This window comes from Pseudoxanthomonas mexicana, assembly GCF_010093385.1.
GTDB lineage: Bacteria > Pseudomonadota > Gammaproteobacteria > Xanthomonadales > Xanthomonadaceae > Pseudoxanthomonas_A > Pseudoxanthomonas_A mexicana.
Window position 1 is genome coordinate 1 of record NZ_PDWV01000030.1, and the last position, 25,365, is coordinate 25,365.

General features: G+C 69.1%; 27 protein-coding genes and 1 pseudogene. 5 read left to right on the forward strand and 23 right to left on the reverse strand.

Annotated features, from left to right (window positions below; genetic code table 11):
- On the forward strand, window positions 1-132 hold a 132-nt coding region (locus CSC76_RS11650; protein ID WP_162110179.1), incomplete at its 5' end, for an integrase core domain-containing protein.
- Window positions 133-151: 19 nt separating this feature from the next.
- On the opposite strand, the gene CSC76_RS11655 is transcribed toward CSC76_RS11650, so the two are convergent.
- The 3 genes and pseudogenes from CSC76_RS11655 to CSC76_RS11660 form a co-directional block, all read right to left on the reverse strand.
- Complete coding sequence (locus CSC76_RS11655; RefSeq protein WP_374501279.1) at window positions 152-1,066, reverse strand: fatty acid desaturase family protein; 915 nt, start codon at window positions 1,064-1,066, stop codon at window positions 152-154.
- Window positions 1,067-1,116: 50 nt separating this feature from the next.
- A pseudogene (locus tag CSC76_RS19415) lies at window positions 1,117-1,315 on the reverse strand (acyl-CoA desaturase); the annotation flags it as partial.
- Window positions 1,315-2,418, reverse strand: coding sequence for a ferredoxin reductase (locus tag CSC76_RS11660; RefSeq protein ID WP_162110181.1), 1,104 nt, complete (start codon window positions 2,416-2,418; stop codon window positions 1,315-1,317). The pseudogene CSC76_RS19415 and the gene CSC76_RS11660, both read right to left, overlap by 1 nt.
- A gap of 99 nt (window positions 2,419-2,517) precedes the next feature.
- Here CSC76_RS11660 and fabR point away from each other — a divergent pair, with 99 nt between their 5' ends.
- Complete coding sequence (gene fabR, locus CSC76_RS11665) at window positions 2,518-3,177, forward strand: HTH-type transcriptional repressor FabR (protein WP_379606219.1); 660 nt, start codon at window positions 2,518-2,520, stop codon at window positions 3,175-3,177.
- 6 nt (window positions 3,178-3,183) lie between these two features.
- Here fabR and CSC76_RS11670 read toward each other — a convergent pair whose 3' ends face one another.
- From CSC76_RS11670 to rlmD, 11 genes are all read right to left on the reverse strand, one after another.
- Window positions 3,184-3,693, reverse strand: coding sequence for a L,D-transpeptidase family protein (locus CSC76_RS11670; RefSeq protein ID WP_162110183.1), 510 nt, complete (start codon window positions 3,691-3,693; stop codon window positions 3,184-3,186).
- The gene (locus CSC76_RS11675; protein ID WP_162110184.1) at window positions 3,657-5,306 is read right to left on the reverse strand and encodes an acyl-CoA dehydrogenase family protein; all 1,650 of its coding nucleotides are present in this window, start codon (window positions 5,304-5,306) and stop codon (window positions 3,657-3,659) included. The genes CSC76_RS11670 and CSC76_RS11675 overlap by 37 nt, the downstream gene beginning before the upstream one ends.
- Window positions 5,307-5,417: 111 nt before the next feature.
- Entirely contained in the window at window positions 5,418-6,665 is a 1,248-nt protein-coding gene (locus tag CSC76_RS11680; protein ID WP_238394954.1) for an FAD-dependent oxidoreductase, read from the reverse strand.
- Window positions 6,666-6,757: 92 nt separating this feature from the next.
- Window positions 6,758-6,964: a cold-shock protein gene (locus CSC76_RS11685; RefSeq protein WP_162110185.1), complete on the reverse strand. Its 207-nt coding sequence runs from the start codon at window positions 6,962-6,964 to the stop codon at window positions 6,758-6,760.
- A gap of 90 nt (window positions 6,965-7,054) precedes the next feature.
- Window positions 7,055-7,801, reverse strand: a complete 747-nt coding sequence (locus CSC76_RS11690) for an S-methyl-5'-thioinosine phosphorylase (protein WP_162110186.1) — start codon at window positions 7,799-7,801, stop codon at window positions 7,055-7,057.
- A gap of 3 nt (window positions 7,802-7,804) precedes the next feature.
- Window positions 7,805-8,374: a hypoxanthine-guanine phosphoribosyltransferase gene (locus tag CSC76_RS11695; protein ID WP_162110187.1), complete on the reverse strand. Its 570-nt coding sequence runs from the start codon at window positions 8,372-8,374 to the stop codon at window positions 7,805-7,807.
- The gene (gene nagZ, locus CSC76_RS11700) at window positions 8,374-9,381 is read right to left on the reverse strand and encodes a beta-N-acetylhexosaminidase (protein ID WP_162110188.1); all 1,008 of its coding nucleotides are present in this window, start codon (window positions 9,379-9,381) and stop codon (window positions 8,374-8,376) included. Before nagZ ends, CSC76_RS11695 begins: the two co-directional genes overlap by 1 nt.
- A 109-nt stretch (window positions 9,382-9,490) precedes the next feature.
- On the reverse strand, window positions 9,491-11,056 hold the full coding sequence (locus tag CSC76_RS11705; protein WP_238394955.1) for a cryptochrome/photolyase family protein: 1,566 nt from the start codon (window positions 11,054-11,056) through the stop codon (window positions 9,491-9,493).
- A complete protein-coding gene (locus CSC76_RS11710; RefSeq protein WP_162110189.1) occupies window positions 11,053-11,196 on the reverse strand; it encodes a DUF2256 domain-containing protein in 144 nt (47 codons plus the stop codon). Before CSC76_RS11710 ends, CSC76_RS11705 begins: the two co-directional genes overlap by 4 nt.
- Before the next feature lie 72 nt (window positions 11,197-11,268).
- Window positions 11,269-11,760, reverse strand: a complete 492-nt coding sequence (locus tag CSC76_RS11715) for a CYTH domain-containing protein (RefSeq protein WP_162110190.1) — start codon at window positions 11,758-11,760, stop codon at window positions 11,269-11,271.
- Window positions 11,760-13,103 carry a 23S rRNA (uracil(1939)-C(5))-methyltransferase RlmD gene (gene rlmD, locus CSC76_RS11720; RefSeq protein WP_162110191.1) on the reverse strand — a complete coding sequence of 448 codons (1,344 nt, stop codon included), beginning with the start codon at window positions 13,101-13,103 and terminating at the stop codon, window positions 11,760-11,762. Before rlmD ends, CSC76_RS11715 begins: the two co-directional genes overlap by 1 nt.
- Before the next feature lie 100 nt (window positions 13,104-13,203).
- Between rlmD and CSC76_RS11725 the strand changes: the two genes are divergently transcribed.
- Entirely contained in the window at window positions 13,204-13,902 is a 699-nt protein-coding gene (locus CSC76_RS11725; protein WP_162110192.1) for a response regulator, read from the forward strand.
- A gap of 3 nt (window positions 13,903-13,905) precedes the next feature.
- Here CSC76_RS11725 and recO read toward each other — a convergent pair whose 3' ends face one another.
- The 9 genes from recO to rpoE form a co-directional block, all read right to left on the reverse strand.
- Window positions 13,906-14,649 carry a DNA repair protein RecO gene (gene recO / locus CSC76_RS11730; protein ID WP_162110193.1) on the reverse strand — a complete coding sequence of 248 codons (744 nt, stop codon included), beginning with the start codon at window positions 14,647-14,649 and terminating at the stop codon, window positions 13,906-13,908.
- 15 nt (window positions 14,650-14,664) lie between these two features.
- Complete coding sequence (gene era / locus CSC76_RS11735; RefSeq protein WP_162110194.1) at window positions 14,665-15,603, reverse strand: GTPase Era; 939 nt, start codon at window positions 15,601-15,603, stop codon at window positions 14,665-14,667.
- A 10-nt stretch (window positions 15,604-15,613) separates the two neighbouring features.
- Window positions 15,614-16,276, reverse strand: coding sequence for a ribonuclease III (gene rnc, locus CSC76_RS11740; protein ID WP_162110195.1), 663 nt, complete (start codon window positions 16,274-16,276; stop codon window positions 15,614-15,616).
- A 4-nt stretch (window positions 16,277-16,280) separates the two neighbouring features.
- Window positions 16,281-16,658: a DUF4845 domain-containing protein gene (locus tag CSC76_RS11745; RefSeq protein WP_162110196.1), complete on the reverse strand. Its 378-nt coding sequence runs from the start codon at window positions 16,656-16,658 to the stop codon at window positions 16,281-16,283.
- A gap of 39 nt (window positions 16,659-16,697) precedes the next feature.
- Complete coding sequence (lepB, locus tag CSC76_RS11750; protein ID WP_162110197.1) at window positions 16,698-17,498, reverse strand: signal peptidase I; 801 nt, start codon at window positions 17,496-17,498, stop codon at window positions 16,698-16,700.
- A 75-nt stretch (window positions 17,499-17,573) separates the two neighbouring features.
- A complete protein-coding gene (gene lepA, locus CSC76_RS11755; RefSeq protein ID WP_238394956.1) occupies window positions 17,574-19,382 on the reverse strand; it encodes a translation elongation factor 4 in 1,809 nt (602 codons plus the stop codon).
- Window positions 19,383-19,528: 146 nt separating this feature from the next.
- Window positions 19,529-21,034, reverse strand: coding sequence for a DegQ family serine endoprotease (locus CSC76_RS11760; protein ID WP_162110198.1), 1,506 nt, complete (start codon window positions 21,032-21,034; stop codon window positions 19,529-19,531).
- A 72-nt stretch (window positions 21,035-21,106) separates the two neighbouring features.
- Window positions 21,107-22,024 (reverse strand): sigma-E factor negative regulatory protein, encoded by a 918-nt coding sequence (locus CSC76_RS11765; RefSeq protein WP_162110199.1) that lies wholly within the window; start codon window positions 22,022-22,024, stop codon window positions 21,107-21,109.
- Entirely contained in the window at window positions 22,021-22,641 is a 621-nt protein-coding gene (rpoE, locus tag CSC76_RS11770) for an RNA polymerase sigma factor RpoE (protein ID WP_162110200.1), read from the reverse strand. The genes CSC76_RS11765 and rpoE overlap by 4 nt, the downstream gene beginning before the upstream one ends.
- Before the next feature lie 239 nt (window positions 22,642-22,880).
- Between rpoE and CSC76_RS11775 the strand changes: the two genes are divergently transcribed.
- Together CSC76_RS11775 and CSC76_RS11780 are read left to right on the forward strand one after the other, a co-directional pair.
- Window positions 22,881-24,944: a 3-hydroxyacyl-CoA dehydrogenase NAD-binding domain-containing protein gene (locus CSC76_RS11775; protein ID WP_162110201.1), complete on the forward strand. Its 2,064-nt coding sequence runs from the start codon at window positions 22,881-22,883 to the stop codon at window positions 24,942-24,944.
- A 15-nt stretch (window positions 24,945-24,959) separates the two neighbouring features.
- Window positions 24,960-25,358, forward strand: a complete 399-nt coding sequence (locus tag CSC76_RS11780; protein ID WP_162110202.1) for a hypothetical protein — start codon at window positions 24,960-24,962, stop codon at window positions 25,356-25,358.
- The last annotated feature ends 7 nt before the right edge of the window (window positions 25,359-25,365 follow it).

Here is a 25,365-nt window from a genome sequence, read left to right on the forward strand (position 1 = left end):
TCCGAACAGCGAGCCCACGCGCTGCAGGGCTGGCTTCATCACTACAACTGGCATCGACCACATGCCAGCCTTGGCTACAGGCCACCCATCACCCGAATCCCACTGAACAACGTGGTGGGTTTACACAGCTAGGCGCGCGCGCCTGCGCGCCTCACGCGGTGGCGTCGGCGTGCCGCAGCGGGGCGAACTTCGGCGGCCGGCTGGGGAAGGCGTGCCGCACGATCCGCCAGCACACCTGACCGAACTGGGTGAGCAGCGTGCCGGTGTTGTAATGCTGGCCGTAGCGCGCGCAGATGGCGCGCACTTCCTTGGCCATTTCCGCGTAACGGTTGGCCGGCACGTCCGGGAAGAAGTGGTGTTCGATCTGGTGGCTCAGGTTGCCCGACATCACGTTCATCAGGAAGCCGCCGCGCAGGTTGGACGAACCACGCAGCTGGCGCAGGTACCAGTGGCCGCGCGATTCGTTCTTGACGCATTCCTTCGGGAACGTCTCGGCGTTGGCGGTGAAGTGGCCGCAGAAGATGATCACGTAGGTCCACACGTTGCGCAGGCCGTTGGCGACCAGGTTGCCCAGCAGCACGGGCAGGAAGAACGGGCCGGCCAGCGCGGGGTAGATCACGTAGTCCTTGGCCAGTTGCCTGCCCATCTTGCGCACCACCGGCGCCGATGTGACGCGCAGTTGCCGGCTGCTCATCTTGCCGTGCCACCAGCGGCCCAGCTTGAGGTTCTGGATGGCGATGCCCCACTGGAACAGCAGCGCGAACACCACCGCGATGACCGGCTGCGCCAGGTAGAACGGCTTCCACTTCTGCTCGGGGAAGATGCGCAGCAGGCCGTAGCCGATGTCGTCGTCCAGCCCGCGCACGTTGGTGTAGGTGTGGTGGCGGAAGTTGTGCGTGTACCGCCAGTTGTCCGCGGTGCCGACGATGTCCCAGTCGTAGCTCTTGCCGTTGAGCTGCGGATCGCCCAGCCAGTCGTACTGGCCGTGGATGACGTTGTGGCCCAGCTCCATGTTCTCCAGGATCTTGCCCAGGCCGAGCGACAGCGCACCCAGCGCCCACAGCACCCAGAACAGCCAGCCGACCGCGCTGTCGGCCAGCCACAGGCCGCCGGCGATCGCCGCCGCGAACAGCAGCGCGCGCCCGATCAGGTTGCTGTAGCGCACCGCCTTCACCACGTTGCGGATGTAGCGCGCATCGCGCGCGCCGAGGGTCGCCAGCGTGCGGGCGCGCAACGCGTCGAGTTCAGCGCCGAAGCGGTCCAGTTCTTCCGCGCTCAGCGCGCGGTTGCGGGAGGAAGTCGCAGGGGTGGCCATTACAGATCCAGCTCGAGGTCGGTGGCGGCGCTGTGGATGCACAGCTTCAGCGCCTGGGTGGGTTCGTGGAGGAGTTCGCCGCTGGGCAGGGGGCGCGTGCTGCCGGCCGACTTGCCGCAGGCGCAGGTGTTGCAGATGCCCATGCGACAGCCGGACGGCGGTTTCAGGCCCTGCTGCTCCAGCGCCACGAGCAGGGATTCGCCGCGCGGCACCCGCAGCGTGCGCCCGCTGCGTTGCAGGCGGATGTCGACTTCGCCTTCGTCCACCATCAGCACCGGCGGCGCGGTGAAGGCTTCGGCCTGGAACGTCGCCACGCGCGATGCCAGCAGGCTGCGCGCAGTTTCGACGAACCCGCCCGGACCACAGGCCATCACCTGCCGTGCGGACAGGTCACCGGCATGCGCATCCAGCAGCGCGTCGTCGATCCGGCCTTCGGCCTCGTCCATGGCCTGCGCGGCCTCGCGCGTGAGCAGCAGGCGGAAACGGAAGCGGGGATGGGCGGCGGCGAGCGCGCGCAGTTCGTCCACGAAGCAGGCCTCCCCACGCCGGCGCACCCAGTACAGCAGCGTCGTCTCGGCCGGCATGCCCTGACTGGCAAGTTCGCGCACCAGGGCCATCAACGGAGTGATCCCGCTGCCGGCGGCCAGCAGGAGGAAGGCGCCACGCGGCGACGCGGGCAGCGTCATTTCACCGAACGCCTGGCCCAGGTCGACGATGTCGCCCATGCGGGCGTCATGGCACAGGTGACGGCTCACCTTGCCGCCTTCGATCGCCTTGACGGTGATCGGCAGCAGCCCGTCGGCACGCGGCGGCGCGGTCAGGCTGTAGCTGCGGGTCAAGCGGACGCCGTCGATCTCGATACCCAGGTTCACATGCTGGCCGGCGCGGTGGCCGGCCCAGTGGCGGTTGGGCTTGAACAGCAGGGTCACGGCGTCGGCCGAGGCGGCTTCGCGCGCCACCAGCCGCGCCAGCGGGCGCTCCCAGGTCCAGGTGCGATGCAGCCGCGAGGCCCAGAAATCGAACACGTCCGGCTTGACCAGCGGACGGATCAGGCGTTTCAGGGGACCGGGCCGGCGGGCCGGTGCACGGATCTGGGCGTTCATGGCCCCACTATACCCGCGGAAAGACGCATGTGTATACACTTGTATATTAATTTACGGGGCTATGATGGCCCTACCACTCCGTATGTCGGGCCCGCCCGCGTGACCTCATCCCCGCAACCGCTGCCCCCCGACGACCACGGCCCCGGCCGCAAGGCCTCGATTTCGCGTGAGGATCTGTTGGCGGCCGCCCTGAAACTGGTCGGCCCCCATCGCAGCGTCTCCACGCTCAGCCTGCGCGAGGTCGCCCGCGAAGCCGGCATCGCGCCGAACAGCTTCTATCGCCAGTTCCGCGACATGGACGAACTGGCGGTGGCCCTGATCGACCTGGCGGGCCGTTCGCTGCGCAAGATCATCGGCGAGGCGCGCCATCGCGCAGCCAGCACCGACCGCAGCGTGGTGCGCGGTTCGGTGGAAGCCTTCATCGAACAGCTGCGCGCCGACGACAAGCTGCTCCACGTGCTGCTGCGGGAAGGCAACGTGGGCTCGGACGCGTTCAAGCACGCGGTGGAACGCGAGCTGCAGTTCTTCGAAGAGGAACTGTGCCTGGATCTGGTGCGGCTGGCCGCACGCGACAACGCCCCGCTCCACGAGCCCGCGATCGTCTCCAAGGCGATCACCCGGCTGGTGTTCGCGATGGGCGCCACCGCCATGGACCTGCCGCGGGCGAAGGATCCCGAACTGATCGACCAGCTGTCGGAAATGGTCCGCCTGATCATCACCGGCTCGCGCGCCCTCGCCTCCCGCTCCGCGCCGCGCTGAACGCTCTCAGGGCATGATGCGGATCGGCGTTCCGACGGGAACGCGCTGCCAGATCGCATCCATCTCGTCGTTGGTCACGGCGATGCAGCCCTCCGGCCAGTCGACGCGCGAACCGGACGGCGTGGCACCGTGGATCATGATGTCGCCGCCGGGATCGACGCCCCGCGCCAGCGCCTGCCGGCGGTCGGTTTCGTCGGGGTAGGAAATGCGCAGCGACAGGTGGAAGCGGCTGCGTGCATTGCGGTAGGTGATCCGGTAGTGGCCCTCCGGCGTACGCTGGTCGCCCTGCTCGCGCTTGTGCCCGATCGGGACGCCGCCCAGCACGATGCGGTAGGTGGCGATCACCTGGTCGCCGCGCCGCAGGTCCATGCGGCGCTGCGCCTTGTACACATGGATCGCATCCGCTTGCTGGGCGGCAGGCAGCAGTGGAGGCGATGGCTCGCCGGGCGCCTGCGCCTGCGCCGTGATGCCCAAGGCGGTCAGCAGGACGGGCAGCCAGCGTCTAATGCCGGCCATGCCCGTGCGAGCACGGGCTCCACTTCAGCGTCTTCCGGTAGCGTCCCGAACGCCAGGCCATGTTCGCCCGCCAGCCGGCTGCGCACGAACAACGGCGCCACGGGGCTGCCCGCGCGCAGCAGCACCGCGGCCTGCAGCGCCAATGCCAGGCGCTCGACCAGCAGGCGTGCACCGGCCTCTCCGGTGGATGCCAACGCCGCACGCAGCCTGTCGACAAAGGCGTCGTAAGCCGCATCCATCCCCGCAGCGGACGCGAGTTCGCGGTCGATTGCATCGAGCACGCCGGGTTCGCGCGCCAGCGCGCGCAGCACGTCGAGGCACTGGATGTTGCCGCTGCCTTCCCAGATCGAGTTGAGCGGCGCCTGCCGGTACAGCCGCGGTAGGATGGATTCCTCCACGTACCCTGCGCCGCCCAGGCACTCCTGCGCCTCGTTGACGAAGGCCGGGGCGCGCTTGCAGATCCAGTACTTGCCGGCGGCGGTGGCGATGCGGGCGAATGCCGCCTCATCCGCGTCGTGCGGGGCTGCGTCCACCGCGCGCGCCACGCGCAGCGCGAACACCAGCGCCGCCTCCGCCTCCAGCGCCAGGTCCGCCAGCACGTTGCGCATTAGGGCATGCGCGACCAAGGGCTTGCCGAACGCGCGGCGATGGTGCGCATGGTGCAATGCCTGCGCCAGCGCCATGCGCATCTCCGCCGCCGAGCCCAGCATGCAGTCCAGGCGCGTCAGCATGACCATCTCGATGATGGTCGCCACGCCCCGGCCCTCCTCGCCGACGCGCCAGGCATGCGCGCCGGTGAGCTCGACCGCGCTGGAGGCGTTCGACCCGTCGCCCAGCTTGTCCTTCAGCCGCATCAGCCGGAATGCGTTCCGGTCCCCATCGTCCAGGCGCCGGGGCATCAGGAAGCAGCTCAGCCCTGCCGGCGCCTGCGCCAGCACCAGGAAGCCGTCGCACATCGGCGCGGAGAAGAACCATTTGTGCCCGACCAGTACATAGGCATCGCCACGCGGCGTGGCCGTGGTGGTGTTGGCGCGCACGTCGGACCCGCCCTGCTTCTCGGTCATGCCCATGCCCAGGGTGATGCCGGCCTTGTCGGCGATGGGAATGTCGCGCGGATCGTAGTGCGGTGCGGCGGCCTTTGCCGCCCAGTGCGCCAGACGCGGCTCGCGCTGCAGGACCGGCACTGCGGCATGCGTCATCGTCAGGGGGCAGCTGGTGCCGGCTTCGGCCTGGTGATGCAGGTAGCTCAGCGCCGCGCGCGCGACGTGCGCGCCAGGTCCGGGTTCGTGCCACGACAGCCCCGCCACCCCATGCGCCTTCGCGGCCTCCATCAGGCGATGGTAGGCGGGATGGAATTCGACCGTGTCGATGCGCCGGCCATGGCGATCGTGGGTGCGCAGGCGCGGCCGGTCGCGATTGGCGTCGAAGCCCAGCCGATAGAGTTCATCGCCGGCCAGTGCCCCGTAAGCCGCGAGCCGCGATGCGAAGGCGGAAGCGCCCTCGCGCGCGACCGCCTCGCGCAGCGCCAGGTCGTCCGCCCACAGGTCGCGCGGCTCGAACGGAGGCGGCTGGTTGTCGACCCGATGGGTTTCGAAAGAAGGTAGGTCGTCCATCACCGGCTCCCGCTGCGCGTCCGGCCGATTCTCGCGCAATTCCGCGACGCCTGCGGCCGGCACCCGCACCTCGCTCCCCGTGGCGAACGTGCGCGCTTCTCGCAGCGCGGGTTACATCTTTCCCGATGCGGGAGCCCGGATGCCGTCGAGCGCCCGCATGAAGTCCGGCTTCAGCGCCAGCGTACCGAGGAAACCGTGCTGGATGCCGCTGAGCACGCGCAGCATGTGGCCGCGCCCGCCGGGCAGGCGGCCCGCAGGCAGGAAGGCGACATCGCGCGCATGCGCGACCCAGTCGAGATCGGACTGGAAGATCGGTGTCAGCCAGCGGCTCCAGAACTGGTAGACGCCGACATGGGCCTGCCGCTGTCGCTGGTAGGCCTGCAGGGCCGGCGCGACATCGGCCTGCAGGCGCAGTGCGTCGCGCAGGGCCATCGCGTCCATCAGCGCCATGTTGACGCCCTGCCCCAGCTGCGGGCTCATGCCGTGTGCGGCGTCGCCCAGCACGACCAGACGATCACGATGCCAGTGACGCAGGGTGACGTCGCGATAGCTCGCGCGCGCCAACTGGTCCGGGTCGACCGTATCGGCCAGACGGGCGTCCGCCTCGGGCCACAGACGGGCGATCTCGTCGCGCCATGCCGGCAGTCCGCGCGCACGCCAGCCATCGAAGTCGGCAACGGGCAGACTCCAGAAGAAGCTCAGACGCGGCGTGTCGTCGCCGGGGCGCGTACCTACCGGCAGCAGGCCGATCATCTTGCGCGCGGCGACGTAGCGTTGCCGCAGTTCGTCGCCCCACGCCCAGTCGCCCTGCGGCAGCAGACGCCAAAGCGCGCCCCACGGATACACCGCCTCGCGCTTCACCGCGCCGGTGGCGCCACGCAGGCGCGAGGCCGATCCGTCCGCTGCGACCACCAGGTCGAACGGACCGTGCCAGCGGCCGTGCGGATCACGAATGCGGCGGGTGTCGTCGCTGATGGCGTCGATCGCGTGGCCGGGGTGGAGCACACCCTGCCCCACCCACGCATCCGCCAGCAGCGTGAACAACGCGCCACGCTGCATGCCCAGGCCGAACAGGCGCGCATCCAGACCGCTGTACCGCATGTCCATCACGGCGCGACCGCACGGCGTTTCGCCGTACAGGCGATTGACCCGTCGGCCATGCGTCATCACCTCGGGCAACAGGCCCAGTTCCCACAGCACCTGCAGGCCGGTCGGCTGCAGCAGGAAACCCGCGCCGACCGGACCCGGTTCCGGCGCACGTTCGAAGACCTCCACCCGGTGTCCGTCGCGCGCGAGCAGCAGCGCGGCGGCCTGGCCGGCAGTGCCGTAACCGACGATGGCGATGTGCAGCGGTTTCACTCAGACGGCTTCTCTGTAGCGCCGGCGCAGGGGTCCGGAATGCAGGCGTTAAAAAACCCCGCCGGAGCGGGGTTCAAGAAAATCGTCTTGGATCAGGCGGCCGGCGTGATGTTGGACGCCTGTGCGCCCTTCGGGCCCTGGGTCAGCTCGTAGCTGACGCGCTGGCCTTCCTGCAGGCTGCGGAAGCCCTTGGCATTGATGGCGGTGTGGTGCGCAAAGACATCGGCGCTGCCATCTTCTGGCGCGATGAATCCGAAGCCCTTGGCATCGTTGAACCATTTCACGGTACCGTACGGCATAGCGCTTGTATTTCCTTTTCTGGATGCGGGTGGTGTGTGTGACGGGAGGTCACACCGGTCGAGTATGCAAAGGCTCGCGCGCGTTGACAATCACCCGCGCGCCACCGCGGCGATCAGGGCGGGGATACCGGCCGAGGCCGCAGCGACGTTCGCCAGCACCTCATCCATGGTGATCTCCTCGTCCGCTCCGCAGCCCGCCGCCCAGTTGGCGACGATGGCCAGGCATGCGTATTCCAGGCCCATTTCGCGGGCCAGGCCCGCCTCCGGCATGCCTGTCATGCCGACCAGATCGCAGCCGTCGCGCCGCATCCGGCGGATCTCCGCACGCGTCTCCAGCCGCGGCCCCTGGGTGGCGCCATAGCAGCCGCCATCGACCAGTTCCACGCCGCAGGCGCGCGCCGCGTCCACCACCTGCCGGCGAAGTAAATGCGTGTAGGGATCACCGAAATCGACATGCAGAACGTCGCTGCCCGGTTCTTCGCAGATCGTCGAGATACGGCCCCAGGTGTAGTCGATCAGCTGGTCGGGACAGGCCAGCACGCGCGGGCCGTAGGCATCGGTGATGCCGCCCACGGTGTTGAGCGCCAGCACGCGGGTGGCGCCGATGTCCTTCAGGACCTGCAGGTTGGCGCGGTAGTTGACCTGGTGCGGGGGTACCGAATGCCCCTCGCCATGACGGGCCAGGAACGCCACGCGCCGGCCTTCGAGCGTGCCGATGCGGACCGGTCCGGAAGGCGCGCCGAAGCGCGTGTCCAGCACCCGCGTCTCCACGTCCTGCAGGTCGGCCAGCCGGTAGACGCCGGTGCCGCCGATGACGGCAAGCGCGATGTCGGCCATGGCTCAGTCCTTCAGCGCGTAGATGCCCGGCAGGTTGCGTCCCTGCTCGTGGTAGTCCATGCCGAAACCGAACACATAGCGGTCGGGGACCTGCATGCCCACGTAATCGGCACTGATGCCCTCCACGCAGCGGTCGTGCTGCTTGGTGGTCAGCGCGGCGATCCGCACGTCGGTGGCGCCCTGCTCCAGGCACCACTGCTTCACCGCCAGCAGCGTATGGCCTTCGTCCAGGATGTCGTCCACCAGCAGCACGCGGCGGCCGTACAGCGCGGTCACCGGTCGGTGCTTCCACACCAGTTCGCCGCCGGTGGTCTCGCCGCGGTAACGGGTGGCGTGCAGGTAGTCGAACTCCAGGTTCAGGCCGCGCGCGCCGAGTTCCAGCGCCAGCTGGCCGGCGAACGGCAGCGCACCGTGCATGATGGTCAGGTAGACCGGCACCTCACCGGCGTAGTCGCGCGCGATGGGCGCGGCCATCTGCGCGATGGTCCGGTCGATCGTCGCGCGATCGACCAGCAGGTCGGCGTTGGCCAGCGCATCGGCCAGCTTCGGCCGCGGATTGCCCAGCGATTCCATCAAGCCACTCCTTTCAGACTTTCGATCACGCGCGACTGCGTCTGGCCGTAGCGCGCATCCGCGATCAACCCATCCCATCCCAGCGCACCGCGACCCAGCACGCCGAGAACGGCGGCGGTATTCAGCGCGCGGCCTTCCACCGCCTTCAGCGATTCCTCGACCAGCTTGGGCGAGCAGACCAGCACCACATCGCAGCCCGCATCCAGATGGTCGTGGATGCGCTGCTTCACGCCACCAGCGGAGAACGCCGCGGCCATGCCGATGTCGTCGGAGAACACCACGCCGCGGAAACCCATTTCCTCGCGCAGGATCTTCTGGATCCAGAACGGCGAATAGCCGGCCGGCTCCGGGGCGACGGCGGGGTATTTGACGTGCCCCATCATCACGGCGTCGGCCTTGGCCTCGATGCCCGCCACGAACGGCACCAGGTCCTCGGCACGCAACACGTCGAGCGGGCGCGGATCGACGGCATCGTCGAAATGGGTGTCTTCCAGCACGGTGCCGTGGCCGGGGAAATGCTTCAGCGTGGCCGCCATGCCGGCGCTGTGCATGCCGCGCACGTAGGCGCGCGTGAAGTCGGCGACCACCTGGGGATCGGCGTCGAACGCACGGTTGCCGATCGCGCGGTTGCCGCGGGCCAGGTCCACGACCGGGGCGAAGCTCAAGTCCACGCCGCTGGCGATGATCTCGCTGGCCATCAGCCAGGCGTGCTCTTCGGCACGCTGCAGGGCCAGCGTCGGATCCTGCGCATACAGCTTGCCGAAGCCCTCCAGGGCCGGCAGATCGCTGTAGCCGTCGCGGAAGCGCTGCACGCGCCCGCCTTCCTGGTCCACGCAGACCAGCTGCGGGCGCGGCGCGGCAGCGCGGATGGCCTGCGACAGCTCGGCCACCGGGCTACGCGAGGCGAAGTTGCGGGTGAACAGGATGACGCCGGCCACGGCGTCGTGCTGCAGCCAGTCGCGCTCCTGCGCGGTGAGTTCGGTGCCGGCGATGCCGATGACGAGCATTGCGGGGAAAGCCTCGAAGCGGCGCCAAGGGGCGCGGAGCCCGCATTGTCGCAGAAGCCCGCGCGGCCGTCAGATGCGGGCTTTCACGCGCCAGCGCCGGCGTGCGGCCTCACAGGGCTCCCAGCGTGCCGCGGGCCTGCCGGGCCTGCGCCGACAGCGCCTCGCGCACGGCGCCGTCCATCCGCGCCAGCTGGCGGTAGGCCAGCGCCATGCGGGGATTGCTTTGCAGGACGACCTGGTGCCGGTCCAGGAAGTCCCAGTACAGGGCATTGAACGGACAGGCGCGCGCGCCCGTGCGCTGCCGGCGGTCGTAAGGACAACCGTTGCAGTAGTCGCTCATGCGATGCAGATAGGCGCTGCCACTGACGTAGGGCTTGCTGGCCAGCCGTCCGCCATCGGCGAACTGGCTCATTCCCAGCGTGTTGGGCAGCTCCACCCACTCGAACGCATCGATGTACACGCCCAGGTACCAGCGATGCAAAGCCTGCGGGTCCAGGCCGGCCAGCAGCGAGAAATTGCCGATCACCATCAGGCGCTGGATGTGGTGCGCATGCGCCTGCGCCAAGGACTGTCCGATGGCATCGGCCAGGCAGCGCATGCGCACGCGGCCGGTCCAGAACCAGTCCGGCAACGGCGTGTCGTGGCCGAAGTGATTGAGCGCCACGTAGCCGGGCATCTTCGCCCAGTACACGCCACGTACGTATTCGCGCCACCCCAGGATCTGGCGGATGAAGCCCTCCACCGCGGGCAGCGGCGCATGTCCCGCGCGCCATGCCGCCTCGGCGCGCGCGATCACCTCGGCCGGACGCAGCATCTTCGTGTTCAGGGCGAACGAGAGCAGCGAGTGGAACAGGCGCGGCGCCTGGGTGTTCATCGCATCCTGGTACTGGCCGAACCGGGGCAATGCCTGTTCGACGAAGGCGTCCAGATCGGCCAGCGCCTCGTCGCGGTCCAGCGGCCAGCGCAGCGCATCGGCCTGCGGAGCGCCGAAGCTGGCCACGCCCGCGGCCTCGATGGTGTGCCACAGGGCGCGGTGATCGTGTGGCCTGCGCCAGTCCGCGGGCGCAGGCGGCGTGCCGGGCCAGGCGGCACGGTTGTCCTGGTCGAAGTTCCAGCGTCCACCGGCCGGCGTCCCGTCGGGTTCCAGCAACACGCCCAGCCGGCGTCGCATGTGGCGGTAGAAGGTTTCCATGCGCCATTGCCGGCGTGCACCGAACAGCCGACCCGCCTCGTCGCGCGCGGCGAGGAAGTGCGCGTCCGCCGCGCGTTCCACCGCGATGGGGAGCGTGGCCGCCCAGTCGCGCAATTGCGTGTCCAGTCGCCACTCGTCGGCGGGCTGGTAGGCGAACGTAGAGGCGCCGTGGAGCGCGAGCAGCGCGTCCAGGTTCTCCGTCAGCCGTTGGCGGTTGCTGGGGTCGTCGATGGCGACATAGCGGACCCGGTGACCCTGCGCGCGCAGGCGGGCGGCGAAGGCACGCATGGCCGCGAAGATCGCCAGGATCTTCTGCGCGTGGTGCAGCACGTAGTCGGTTTCCTGCCGCATCTCCATCATCACGTGCAGGACGCCGGGATCCACCCGCGCGAACCAGGGATGCTGCGGGTCCAGCTGGTCGCCGAGGATCAGGCGGAGCGTGTGGGCGGGCGGCGCGCTCCGCCCGTGTTCCGAGGGCGTCACTTCCGCTGGCCCCGCTGCCGTCGGCAGCGTTCCGAACAATGCGCCACCTCATCCCAGATGTCGCGCCACTTGCGGCGCCAGGTGAATGGGCGACCGCAGGTGCGGCAGGGCTTGCTGGGCAGGTCGGACTTGCGGCGCATGGCGGCTGTGGCAGCGGTTTACCGCCTCCTACGCGCCACCCTCCCGCACGGATGCGCCCGTGCGATACGCGATCACCTGGCCCAGCGCGTGTACGGATGGCTGGCCAGCGCCAGATTGTAGTAGCGCGGATCGTCGGTCACTTCGCTTCCCAGCCAGTCCGGCCGCTCGAATGCCTCGTCGGCATGATCCAGTTCGATCTCGGCGACCACCAGGCCGGCGTTCTCGCCCAGGAACTCATCCACTTCCCACAGATGGCCACCGTACCGGACCAGATGCCGCCGTTTGTCCACCAACCCACCGCCGCACAGCGCCAGCAACGCGCGCGCATCGTCCACCGGAATGCGGTAGTCGAATTCCTGGCGGGTGTGGCCCAGCTCGCGCGACTTCAGGTTGAGGAATGCTTCGTCGCCCTGGATGCGTACCCGCACCGAGGCCTTCTGCTCGCCGCGGTCCATCGCGCCCATGTCGTTGATGTACCCCTGGGCCATGGGCACGACCGCGTGCGCGGCCGCGCGCCAGCCGTCGCCGGCGACCAGGAACTTGCGTTCGATTTCGATGCCCATCAGCGCCTCTCGACCAGGGCAATGGACTCCACGTGCGCCGTATGCGGGAACATGTCCATCACGCCCGCCGACACCAGCGCGTATCCCTGCTCGTTGACCAGGTAGCCGGCATCGCGCGCCAGCGAGCCGGGGTGGCAGCTGACGTACACGATGCGGTCGAACTGTTTCAGCGGCAGCTGCTGCAGCACTTCGATGGCACCCGAGCGCGGCGGATCCAGCAGCAGCTTGTCGAAGCCCTGACGCATCCACGCCGTGCCGCGCTGGTCCTGGGTCAGGTCCGCGGCATGGAACTGCGCGTTCGACAGGCCGTTGCGCTGCGCGTTGTCGCGGGCGCGCGTTACCAGCCCGGCCTCGCCCTCCACGCCGACGACCTCGCCCACCAGGCGTGCCATCGGCAGGGTGAAATTGCCCAGGCCGCAGAACAGGTCCAGCACGCGGTCCTGTGGTTGCGGATCGAGCAGCTCGAACGTGCGCGCGATCATCTTCTCGTTGAGCGCGGCATTGACCTGGATGAAATCCAGCGGCCGGAACGCCAGCGACACGTCCCAGGGCGCCAGTGCGAATGCCAGTTGCGGTGCATCGGGCCACAGTGCGTGGACGCTTTCCACGCCTCCCGGCTGCAGGAAAATGGCGAAAGCATTGGCCTGGCCGAATGTGGCCAGCCTGGCGCGGTCGCCCTCGCTCAGCGGCTGCAGGTGGCGGAACACCAGCGCGACGCCGCTGAAATCTTCGCCCGCGTCGCCGGCGATGAATTCGATCTGCGGGATGTGCTCGCGCGCGTCCAGGCTTTCGACCAGGGCGGCCAGCTGCGCCACCTTGCCGCCGATCTCCGGAATGACCGTGTGGCATTCGGACAGGTCGGCGACGAAGCGCGGATCCTGTTCACGGAAACCGACCAGCGTCCTGTCCTTCTTGTTGACTCGGCGCACGGAGAAACGCCCCTTCCGGCGGTAGCCCCAGCTGGCGCCGGTCAACGGCGGCAGCACGGACTTCGGCGACACATGGCCGATGCGCTCCAGGTTCTCCATCAGCACGCGCTGCTTGGCTTCGATCTGCCGCGTCTCGTCCATGTGCTGCAGGACGCAACCGCCGCAGGTTCCGAAATGCCGGCAGCGCGGTGCCACGCGGTCGGGCGAGGCCTCCAGCACGTCCAGCGTCCTGGCCTCGTCGAAGTGGCGGTTCTTCGCGGTCTGCTCGGCCATCACGCGCTCGCCCGGCAGCGCCCCCGACACGAATACCGCCTTGCCATCGCGGCGGGCGACGCCGCGGCCGTCGTGGGTCAGGTCGGTGATGATGGCTTCGAAGGGGGTCTTGTCGATGCGGGGGGAACGGGTGCGTGCCACGTGGCGTCAGGCTGCGTGAGTCGGAAGGGGCCGTATTGTCGCATGGCGGCCGAATGGCACTCCGAGGCTAGAATGGCCCCGATCCGCAGGAAGCCCCGCCATGAACTCCGCTCCCGGTACGATGCCGTCGATCCTCTTGGTGGAAGACGATCGCATCAGTGCGGCCTTCCTGTCGGCCGCGCTGGCGACACTGCCGGCACGGGTGCATGTCGCGGAGGACTGCGCGCAGGCGCTGGCGGCGAGCGGACCGTTCGACGCCTGGCTGATCGACGCCAACCTGCCGGATGGCAGCGGCACCTGGCTGCTGCAGCACCTGCGTGAGACCGATGCGGCCGCCAGCGCGCTGGCGCACACCGCCGACGCCACGGCAGCCACGCGCGACGCGCTACTGCAGGCGGGTTTCGCGGAGGTCCTGATCAAACCCCTGTCGGCACAGGCGCTGGTTGATGCGCTGCGCGCTGCCCTGCGCGGCGGGAGTGACGAGCCAAGCGACGCTGCCGACTGGGACGATCGTGCGGCGCTGACGGCGCTGGCCGGCAACCCGGAGCACGTGGCCAGCGTGCGGCAGCTGTTCCTGTCCGAACTGCCCACCACCCGCAGCGCCTGCCTGGCGGCCTTCGACCGCAGCGACCATGCCGCGCTGCGCGCCCAGTTGCATCGGCTGCAGGCCAGCTGCGGTTTCGCGGGTGCAACCGCGTTGGCGGCGATCGCCTCGCGCTGGCACGCCGCGCCGGCGGATCGGGACCTTCGCGCGGCCTTCGCTGCGGCCTGCGCCCGCCTGCTCGCGCCCGCGTCCTGAGCCCTACCCGGCCGACGGGCCCGCGCGCTTCAGCCGGCCCAGGTCGCCGATCATTTCCCACGACTTCAGCCCGCGCGGGCCCAGGTGGTGCGCCAGCACGGACCGCAGCGGCAGGCGCAGGCTGGCCAGGTCGTCCGCCGACGGCCGCACATCACGGGCAAGCGCGAGCAACGCCCGACCGGTCGCGGCCCGACTCCGCTCTTCGTGCCCGCGGTCGCTGAGCAGGCGGCGCGGCCCCTGCTCGGGATCGAGCCGGTAACGTGCCGCAGGATCGATGGGATCGCCCTCGGCGTCCTCGTCCAGCGCAAAGCCCACGCCCAGCGCCTCCAGCAGGTCGCGCTCGAAGCGTCGCAGGGTCCACGCCAGGCCTTCGCGCTGCCGCAGGCCCTCGCGCGCGTCCGCATAGGCTTCGAACAGGGCAGGAAGCGGGTCGTGCCGTGGCGCCAGGCGCAGCACCAGTTCGTTGAGGTAGAACGCCGCCAGCATCGCGTCCCCGGCCGGCTGTGGTGCAGCGTCCAGCGCCTCGGCGGCGACCAGCCGGCCCAGCTCGCCGCGCAGGTCGACGTCCAGCCGGATGCACTGCAGGGGCTGCAGCGCGGCGCGCAGCACATGCCGCTTCGGGCCCTGCACCCCGCGTGCGACCAGACCGATGCGCCCGTGGTCGTTGCCCAGCACTTCGACCAGCAGGCTGGTCTCGCGCCAGGGGCGCGCGTGCAGGACGAAGGCGGGCTCGCCCGTGATGCGCATCAGGGGTGCGACACCTTATTCGTAGCCGAAGGCCTTCAACGCGGTCTCGTCGTCCGACCAGCCTTCGCGCACGCGCACCCAGGTTTCCAGGAAGACCTTGCGGCCGAACAGATGCTCCATCTGCTGGCGCGCCTTGCTGCCGATGTCCTTCAGGCGTGCGCCGCCCTTGCCGATCACGCTGGCCTTCTGGCTTTCGCGTTCCACCCAGATCACCGCACCGATGCGGGCCAGTTCGCCCTTGGGCGAATCCTCGGTGGTGAAGTGCTCGATCTCGACCGTGGTGGCGTACGGCAGTTCCGCACCGAGCTGGCGCATCAGCTGCTCGCGCACCAGTTCGGCGGCGAGGAAACGCTCGCTGCGGTCGGTGATCTCGTCCTCGCCGAACGCGGGCGGCGCTTCCGGCAACAGGCCCAGCACGTCCTTGACCAGGGCCTCCAGGCCATTGCGCTTGAGCGCCGATACCGGATGCACCGCGGCGAATTCGCGCTCCTGGCCCACCTGGGCCAGGAACGGCAGCAGCGCGGCCTTGTCCTTCAGCCGATCGACCTTGTTGACCACCAGCACCACCGGGATGCCGGCGTCGCGCAGCACGTTGTAGGCCAGCGTGTCTTCTTCGTCCCAGCGGCCGGCTTCGACCACCATCAGCGCGGCATCGACCTCTTCCAGCGCACCGCGCGCGGCCCGGTTCATCACCCGGCTCATGGCCGATGCCGAGAACTTGCCCTGCTGCTTGTGCAGGCCGGGGGTGTCGACCAGCACGATCTGCCCGGCCGGCCGGCCCTTGCCGGCGGCGAACGTGGCAATGCCGAGCAGGCGGTGCCGGGTGGTCTGCGGCCGGTTGGAAGTGATGCTGACCTTGGCGCCCACCAGGGCGTTGGTCAGGGTGGACTTGCCCACGTTGGGGCGACCGATCACGGCAACGCTGCCGCTGCGGTGGGAAGGGGAATCGCTCACCGGGGGGTACTCATCTGGAAATGTCGAGCTTCTCGAGCAGGGCCGCGGCGGCGGCCTGTTCGGCGTTGCGACGGGAAGTGCCTTCGCCGTCCGCCGTCAGCGGTGGATCCAGCGTGGTGCACCGGGCGACGAACTGCTTGGCGTGGTCGTCGCCGCTTTCCAGCACCAGTTCGTAGAGGGGCAAAGGACGCTGGCGTCCCTGCAGCCATTCCTGCAGCCGGGTCTTGGCGTCCTTCTCCGGCCGTCCGACCGGCAGCGCCGCCAGCGCGGTCTCGAACCACGGCAGCACCACGGCCCGGCAGGTCTCATAGCCGCTGTCCAGGTAGATGGCCGCGACCACCGCCTCCAGCGCATCGGCCAGGATGGAATCGCGGCGGTGGCCGCCGGATTTCATTTCGCCCGGGCCCATCGTCAGGCGCTCGCCCAGCTGCAGCGCGCGCGCGATGGTGGCCAGCGACGCCTCGCGGACCAGTTCGGCCCGTGCCCGGGTCATGGCACCTTCGTCCGCCTTGGGCCAACGCTGGAACAGCGCCTCGGCGATCAGCAGATTGACCACGCCGTCGCCCAGGAACTCCAGCCGCTCGTTGTGCGGCGCACCCGCGCTGCGATGCGTCAGGGCCTGCGCGAGCAGGCCCTGGTCGACGAAGGCATGGCCGATGCGGTCAACCGCCAACTCCTTATTCCGGCGCGCGCCGCGTCAGCGGCTCGGACGCGTCGAACTTGCCGACCACGTCCAGGTTGCCCACCAGCGGACGACGCACTTCGTAGCTGACGCTCATCTTCCAGCCACCGTCCATGCGCTCGATCTTCACGTGGGAAGGCTTCACGCTCTCGGAATAGTTGATGTACAGCCGGCGGAAGAACAGGTCCTGGATCTTGGCCGGGTCCATGTCGGACTCGCCGGGTTCGGCCGCCACGCCCTTGAGCGAGGATTTGACCGCGTAGAACTCCTGGTACATCGGGAACAGCCGCATGGCGATGAAGGCGGCGAAGCCCACCACCACCAGTACCAGCAGGAATCCCAACAACGTCATGCCACTCTGGTTTCGCTTCATCGTGCTTCCCCCGTGCTTGCCCCGTGGATGTTGGACCGCTTACTCGATGCCGTTGCCGATGCGCGAGGCATCGAAGCCATTCTTGCAGAACCAGCCCTGGCAGTTCAGCCAGACCAGGAACGCCTTGCCGCGCAGGTTCTGCTCCGGCAGGAAATGGTAGTCCCAGAAACGGCCGTCCAGGCTGTTGTCGCGGTTGTCGCCCATCACGAAATAGTGGCCCGGCGGAACCACCCAGTCCCCCTCGCCGCCCCCCGGCGGGGGCACGCCCACGCTTTCCAGGATGGTGTGCGGCCGACCGGGCAGGTCCTCGCGCAGCAGGGTGGCGCCGAACGCCTCGGCCCGCCCGTCGGCGCCGTCGTACTCGCCCAGGGTCTCGTACTTCAGCGGCTGGCCGTTCAGGTAGACGGTGTCGCCATGGAAGCCCACCTTGTCGCCGGGCAGGCCGATCACCCGCTTGATCCAGTTGTTCTCGGGGTCGTGCGGCGGCTTGAACACCACCACGTCGCCGCGCGCCGGTTCGCCGATGGCCACGAACTTCTGGTTGGTGATCGGCAGGCGCAGGCCGTAGGAGAACTTGTTGACCAGGATGAAGTCGCCGATCAGCAGGTTGGGCATCATCGAGCTGGACGGGATCTTGTACGGCTCGGCGATGAAGCTGCGCAGCACCAGGACCACCGCCAGCACCGGGAAGAAGGCGCGCGAGTAGTCGACCAGCACCGGTTCCTCGTCCAGCAGCCCGCCCTGGGCCTTGCGGCGCTTGGCGAAGAACAGGGCATCCAGCAGCCACACCGCGCCGCTGCCCAGCGTGGCCACCACCAGCAACGTTTCGAACCAGGTCATCAAACTCATCGAGCGTCCTTTGGATTGCACGTGCCGGCCGGCGACGGCGCTGCCGCCGCCGGTCCCTGCACCGGATTACTTGCTGTCCACCTGCAGCACCGCCAGGAAGGCTTCCTGCGGAATCTCCACGCGGCCCACCTGCTTCATCCGCTTCTTGCCCTCTTTCTGCTTCTCGAGGAGCTTCTTCTTGCGGGTGATGTCGCCACCATAGCATTTGGCCAGCACGTTCTTGCGCATGGCCTTGACCGTGCTGCGCGCGATGATCTGCGAGCCCACCGCGGCCTGGATGGCCACGTCGAACATCTGCCGCGGGATCAGGTCCTTCATCTTCTCGCACAGCTCGCGGCCGCGCCGGTCGGCGTGGCTGCGGTGCACGATCAGGCTGAGCGCGTCCACCTTGTCGCCGTTGATCAGCGTGTCCAGGCGCACAAACGGGCCGGGCTGGAAGCGCAGGAACGAATAGTCCAGCGACGCGTAGCCGCGGCTGACCGACTTCAGCTTGTCGAAGAAGTCCAGCACCACCTCGGCCATCGGCAGCTCGTAGCTGATCTGCACCTGGCTGGCCAGGTACTGGATGCCGATCTGCACGCCGCGCTTTTCCTCGCACAGCTTGATGATGGCGCCGATATAGGTCTCGGGCGTCAGGATGTTCGCGCGGATGATGGGTTCGCGCACCTCGTCGATCAGGTTGGACTGCGGCAGTTTGGCCGGGTTGTCCAGCGAAAGCACCGTGCCATCGGTCTTGAGGACTTCATACACGACGGTAGGCGCGGTGGTGATCAGGTCCAGGTCGTACTCGCGCTCCAGACGCTCCTGCACGATCTCCATGTGCAGCATTCCGAGGAAGCCGCAGCGGAAGCCGAAGCCCATGGCCTCCGAACTTTCCGGTTCGAACCGCAGCGCGGCATCGTTCAGGCGCAGCTTCTCCAGCGCCTCGCGCAGCGCCGGGTAGTCTTCTGCGTTGACCGGGAACAGGCCGGCGAACACGCGCGGCTGCATTTCCTGGAAGCCGGGCAGCGGGCCCGGCGCCGGATCGCCGGCCAGGGTCAGCGTGTCGCCCACCGGGGCGCCGTGCACGTCCTTGATCGAGGCGGTGATCCAGCCCACCTCGCCCGCGCCGAGCTTCTTCAGCTCCTTGCGCTTGGGGGTGAACACGCCGACCTTGTCCACCTCGTGGGTGCGGCCGGTGGACATCACCAGGATCTTGCTCTTCGGGCCGATCTCGCCCTGCATCACGCGCACCAGCGAGACCACGCCCAGGTAGTTGTCGAACCAGGAGTCGATGATCAGCGCCTGCAGCTTGTCGGTGTCGCGCGGCGTCGGCGGCGGGATGCGCTGGACGATGGCTTCCAGCACCAGGTCGACATTGAGGCCCGTCTTGGCGCTGACGGCGACGGCGTCGTCGGCGTCGATGCCGATGACGGCCTCGATCTCGGCCTTGGCGCGTTCGATGTCGGCCGTCGGCAGGTCGATCTTGTTGAGCACCGGCACCACTTCCAGGCCCTGCTCCACCGCGGTGTAGCAGTTGGCGACGGACTGCGCTTCCACGCCCTGGGCGGCGTCCACCACCAGCAGCGCGCCTTCGCAGGCGGCCAGCGAACGGCTGACTTCGTAACTGAAGTCGACGTGGCCGGGGGTGTCGATGAAGTTGAGCTGGTAGACCTGCCCGTCCTTGGCCTTGTACGGCAGGGACACGGACTGGGCCTTGATGGTGATGCCGCGCTCGCGCTCGATGGGATTGGAGTCGAGCACCTGCGCTTCCATCTCGCGGGCCTCGAGGCCGCCACAGAGCTGGATGATGCGGTCGGCCAAGGTCGACTTGCCGTGGTCGACGTGCGCGATGATGGAGAAGTTGCGGATATTCCGCATGGAATCAGAAGACATGGGGGCGGCGGCCTGTGCCGTCGTCAGGAGAACGCGACATTATCGCACGGCCGGGCCGCGGCCTGTCTCACCCAGGGATGGGATGGGCCCGGCCCTCAACGGCATTGCCCCGCTGGCGCGGGGCAATGCGCGGATGTCGGGGCGGGTCAGTCCTTTTCGACCGTCACCGCCACGAAGCGGGTCACGCCGCGGCTGCGCACCAGCAGCATGACGGTGTCGCCGGGTTTGGCGGCCGCCAGTTCGCGGTCCAGTGCCGCCGGGCTGTTCACCTTGTTCCGACCCACCTGCAGGATGACCATGCCGGGCGACAGGCCGGCTTCGCGCGCGGCGGCGCTTTCCACCCGGCTGACCAGCACGCCGTCGCCGGACTCCAGGCCCAAGCGCTTGCGGCTGTCGGCGTCCAGCGGCTGCGTCTGGATGCCCAGCACGTTGCGGCCGGCGGGTGCGGCGGGGGTATCGGGTGTGGCCGGCAGGGCGCGCGCAGCGGTTTCGCCTTCGTCGAGTTCGCTCAGGGTGACGGCGACATCGCGCGACTTCCCGTCCCGCAGCAGACCCAGGGTCACCTTGGTGCCGGGCGCCATCGCGCCGATGACGGGCGGAAGTTCGCTTGAATCGTTGATAGGCCGGCCGTTCACGGACCGGATGACATCGCCCGGGCCAATGCCAGCCTTCTCCGCCGGACTGCCGCTGACCACGTCGTTGACCAGCGCGCCACGGTTGTCGGGAAGGCCGAAGCCCTTCACCGCATCCGACGTGACCGCGCCCACCTGCACACCCAGCTGGCCGCGGCTCACGCGACCGGTGGACTTGAGCTGCTCCACCGCACCCATCGCCAGGTCGATCGGGATGGCGAAGCTGATGCCCATGTACCCGCCGGAGACCGAGAAGATCTGTGAGTTGATGCCGACCACCTCACCGCGCGTATTGAGCAGCGGACCGCCCGAATTGCCCTGATTGATCGCCACGTCGGTCTGGATGAAGGGCACGTAGCGCTGCTCCGGCGAGGCACTGCGCCCCACGGCACTGACGATGCCCGCGGTCACCGAATGGTCCAGTCCCAGCGGCGAGCCGATGGCGACCACCCACTGGCCGGGCTTGAGCGCGGCGGAATTGCCGATGCGCACCGTCGGCAGGCCCTTGGCCTCCACCTTCAGCAGGGCCACGTCGTACTGCTGGTCGCTGCCGACCACCTTGGCCGTCAGCTCGCGGCGGTCGGGCAGCGTCACCTTCACTTCGTCGGCACCGTCGACCACATGATGGTTGGTCAGCACGTAGCCATCGGCGGAGATGATGAAGCCCGAGCCCATCGAGGTGCCGCGCCGCTGGGGCCCCTGCTGGCCCGGGCCGGGCATCTGGAAGCCGGGCGGCAGCATGCGCCGGAAGATCTCGGGGATGTCCGCTTCCTCCTCGCTGGCCTGCGCGCTGCGGCGAGAGCCGACGGTGGCCTCCACGTTCACCACGCCCGGCCCGACCTGTTCCACCAGTTGGGTGAAGTCTGGCAGACCGGTCACCAGCTGCGGGGCGGCCGATTGCGCCACCGCGGGCGCGGAGGCGGCCACGGGGACAGGCGCCTCGGCCTGCTGCGCGCAGGCGGCCAGCGGCGTGGTCAGCATCAACACGGCCAGCAGGCCGTTACGGGCGTGAGGAGTCATCGAATGCATGCCTCGATAGAAAGGGGAAACGGGGTTGAGAGGGCACCCGGCGTGCGACCGGGTGCCGGAAGGTCATTCGCGCGGCGCGTCGGCGGGTACCGCCACCGACGGGGCGGACTGGGGACGCGGTTCGAACGGATAGAACGTCCGCGCTGCCGCATCCGCGCTGTACCCGGTGGTCAGCGCACCCGTGGCCGACGGATAGCCCGACAGGGCGGAGCGTGGCCAGGGACGCGAGGCGACGACGGCGTCCTGCGCGCGATGCGAGAACGGATCGCTGGCCGCTGGCAGCGCAGTTGCGGCCGAGAGCGTCGCCATCGCTTCCAGCGGCGCGCGCTGGGCGCTGACGTTGCCGGTTGCGCGCACCGGCGCATCGGCACGTGCCACGCGCTGGGCGCTGCGCGCCGCCTGCTGGCTGCGCGTCGCACTGCGGCGCGTGGCGTCCTGGCGCCGCGGCACAGTGGCGGCCACGGCGACGGCTGCCGCCGCGTAGGCTTCGGCATCGGGAGCGGGATCGGCCGGCGATGCCGGAGCCGTCGCAGGCGTGGTGGTCTGGGTGGAAGCGACCTGGGCGCCATCGCCGACCGGCACTTCCTGCGGGGACTGCTGGCGGGCCATGAACAGGGCGACCAGCGCCACCGAAGCCGCCAAAGCCCCCCCGCCCCAGCGGGCCAGCAGGTTGCGCGGACGCGCGACCGGAGCCGACGGTGCGGCCTGCGCTGCATTCGATGCGGCCGCGTCGCCGGCGATCGCCAGCGCCACGCGCTCGGCGAATCCGGCCGGTGCCGGCGCTTGGGCGCGGCCACGCAGCACGTCGCCGCACAGCTGCCAGCGCTCCCAGCAGCCGGCCAGGTCGCGGTCGTGCTGGAGGCGTCGCAGCAGGAAGCGGGCTTCGTCGGCCAGCAACTCGCCGTCCATCAGGGCGGACAGCTGCTGGCGATGATGGATGTCGAGCTTGTCGATGGTGGGTGTCTCGTTGCGGGCAGTCATGAGCGGGCACGCTCCCGGGTTGCACTGTCGGTGTCGAGCAGGGGACGCAGTTGTTCGTCGATGGCCTCGCGCGCCCGGAAGATGCGCGAGCGCACCGTGCCGATCGGGCAATCCATCTTCTGCGCGATCTCCTCGTAGCTGAGGCCTTCCACCTCGCGCAGGGTGATCGCGGTGCGCAGTTCTTCCGGCAGCCCGTCCACCGCCTTCATCACCGTGGCCTCCATCTCCTGGCGCATCAGTTCGCGCTCGGGGGTGTCGGTGTCGCGCAGCCGGGCGCCGATGTCGTACTGCTCGGCGTCGGCGGCATCCACGTCCGCCGTCGGAGGACGTCGGTTGTGCGCGACCAGGTGGTTCTTGGCGGTGTTCACGGCGATACGGTGCAGCCACGTATAGAACTGGGAATCGCCCCGGAAATTGCCCAGCGCGCGGTAAGCGCGCAGGAACGTCTCCTGGGCCACGTCCTGGCACTCGCTCCAGTCATGGATGTAACGCCCGATCAGCGCCACCACGCGATGCTGGTACTTGCGCACCAGCAGGTCGAAGGCCGCGCTGTCGCCGCGTTGCACGCGCCTGACCAGCTCGAGGTCCAGCTCCTGGGTTGGATCTGTTTCGGCCATGCCGGGCCGCACTCCTGTCGGCTCGGCGGTGGCCGTGCCCTGTGACCGCGCTAGCGGAGGAAAGTTCAACGCCTTGTCCAAACCGTTGCCCTATCAAGAATTTAACCGGAGCAGCGGGAACATCCCCCTGCCGCCGGTCACGCCCGTGACGACGTTCTCGTTGATATGTGGATTTGACGGGGATGAAACAACCTCGGGATGATAGCGGCCTTATCCATACGTGAACGGATGGTCCCTGCATGGCCGCGAACTTCGATGGGCTGCGATTCAGTCACTGGCAGACGGAGCTGCGCGCCGACGGCATCGTCGTGCTGGCTTTCGACCGCCAGGGCACCAGCGTCAATGCGTTCTCGCAGGACGTGCTGATCGAACTGGCCGACATCCTGGAACGCCTCTCCATCGATCCGCCCAAGGGCGTGGTGCTGCGCTCGGCCAAGGCCAGCGGCTTCATCGCCGGCGCGGACCTGAAGGAATTCCAGGAGTTCGACCGCAAGGGCACCGTCAACGATGCGATCCGCCGCGGCCAGGCGGTGTTCCAGAAACTGGCCGAGCTGCCCTGCCCCACCGTGGCCGCGATCCACGGCTTTTGCATGGGAGGCGGCACCGAGATCTCACTGGCCTGCGACTCCCGCGTGGCCAGCAGCGATCCGTCCACCCGCATCGGCCTGCCCGAAGTGAAGCTGGGCATCTTCCCCGGCTGGGGTGGCAGCGCCCGCCTGCCGCGCCTGGCGGGCGCACCGAAGGCGATGGACATGATGCTCACCGGCCGCACGCTGTCGGCGAGTTCGGCCAAGGCCATGGGCCTGGTCGACAAGATTGCCGAGCCGGCGGTGCTGGTGGACGCCGCGGTCGCGCTGATCGGCCCGCGCCCGCCGCGCGCATTCAAGCAGCGCTTCACCGGCTGGATAAGCAACAGCTGGCTGGCGCGCCAACTGCTAGCGCCGCAGATGCTCAAGCAAGTCGCACGCAAGGCGCCGAAGGCGCACTACCCGGCGCCGTACGCGCTGATCAACGTGTGGAAGACCGCCGGCGGCAAGGGCATCCAGGCGCGTCTGGATGCCGAGCGCAGGGCGGTGGTGAAACTGGCGGGCACGCCGACCGCGCGCAACCTGATCCGCATCTTCTTCCTGACAGAACGCTTGAAGGGCCTTGGCGGGAAAGACCACGGCATCGCGAACGTGCACGTCGTCGGCGCCGGCGTGATGGGTGGCGACATCGCGGCGTGGTCCGCCTACAAGGGCTTCAACGTCACCCTGCAGGACCGCGAGCAGCGCTTCAGCGAGGGCGCGTTGTCGCGTGCGCAGGAATTGTTCCCCAAGAAGGGGAAGGCCGAGGGCAAGCGCCCCGCCGTGTCCGCGCGCCTGAAGGGCGACCTGGCCGGCGACGGCGTGCCGCAGGCGGACCTGGTGATCGAGGCGATCATCGAGAACCCCGAAGCCAAGCGCGATCTGTACCAGACCGTCGAGCCGCGCCTGAAGGCCGACGCGCTGCTGACCACCAACACCTCGTCGATCCCGCTGACCGAACTGCGCGAACACATCCAGCGTCCGGCGCAGTTCGCCGGCCTGCACTACTTCAATCCGGTGGCGCTGATGCCGCTGGTGGAAATCGTCCAGCACGACGCGCTCGACGAAGCCAACGTCAGGCGCCTGGCCGCGTTCTGCAAGGCGCTGGACAAGTTCCCGGTGCCGGTCGCCGGCACGCCGGGCTTCCTGGTCAACCGCGTGCTGTTCCCGTACATGCTGGAAGCCGCCACCGCCTACGCCGAAGGCATCCCCGGTCCGGTCATCGACAGGGCCGCGGTGAAGTTCGGCATGCCGATGGGCCCGATCGAACTGATCGATACCGTCGGCCTGGACGTGGCGCAGAGCGTGGGCGCGGAGCTGTCGCCGTTCCTGGGCCTGACATTGCCGGCGGCGCTGGCGACGGTAGGGCCCGGCAAGCGCGGCAAGAAGGATGGCCAGGGTCTGTACAGGTGGGAGAACGGCAAAGCCGTGAAGCCGGAGGTCCCGCAGGACTACAAGGCGCCGGACGACCTGGAAGACCGCCTGATCCTGCCGCTGCTCAACGAGGCCGTCGCCTGCCTGCACGACGGCGTGGTCGCCGACAGCGACCTGCTCGATGCCGGCGTGATCTTCGGCACCGGCTTCGCCCCGTTCCGCGGCGGCCCGATCGAGCATGTGAAGGCGGTCGGCCCCGACGCGCTGCTGGAAAAGCTCAAGGCGCTGCAGGCGCGCCACGGCGACCGTTTCGCGCCGCGCCCGGGCTGGGACAATCCGGCGCTGCGCACGGCCACGGTCTGACCGGAAGCGAGCACCATGGCCTTCGCCGACCTGCTGCTGGCCCTGGCGCTCGCGGCGGCGCCCTCCGCCGCCGCGCCGGATGCCGCCATGCTGTCCGGCGTGCTGGAAGTCCATGAGCGTGCGGGCGGCTGCGGCGGCGAGGCCGACACCGCCCTGCGCACGCATGTGGAAGGCTCGCGCACGACCTTCGAGCAGGACATCTGGCTGTCCTCGCGCGAGTTCCTCGACCCGATCGACGTCCTCCAGGTCGCGCGCGAGGGCACCACGCTCAGTGCGACGGTGAACGTACACGTCGCGGAAACCGAACCCGGCCGCCCCGTTCCCGCCTGCATCCGCCCGGTCAACCTGCGCCTGCACATCGAAGGCCTGCCGCCCGGCGACTACACTCTGCAGCTCAGGCGCGCGGAGTCCTGACGACCAC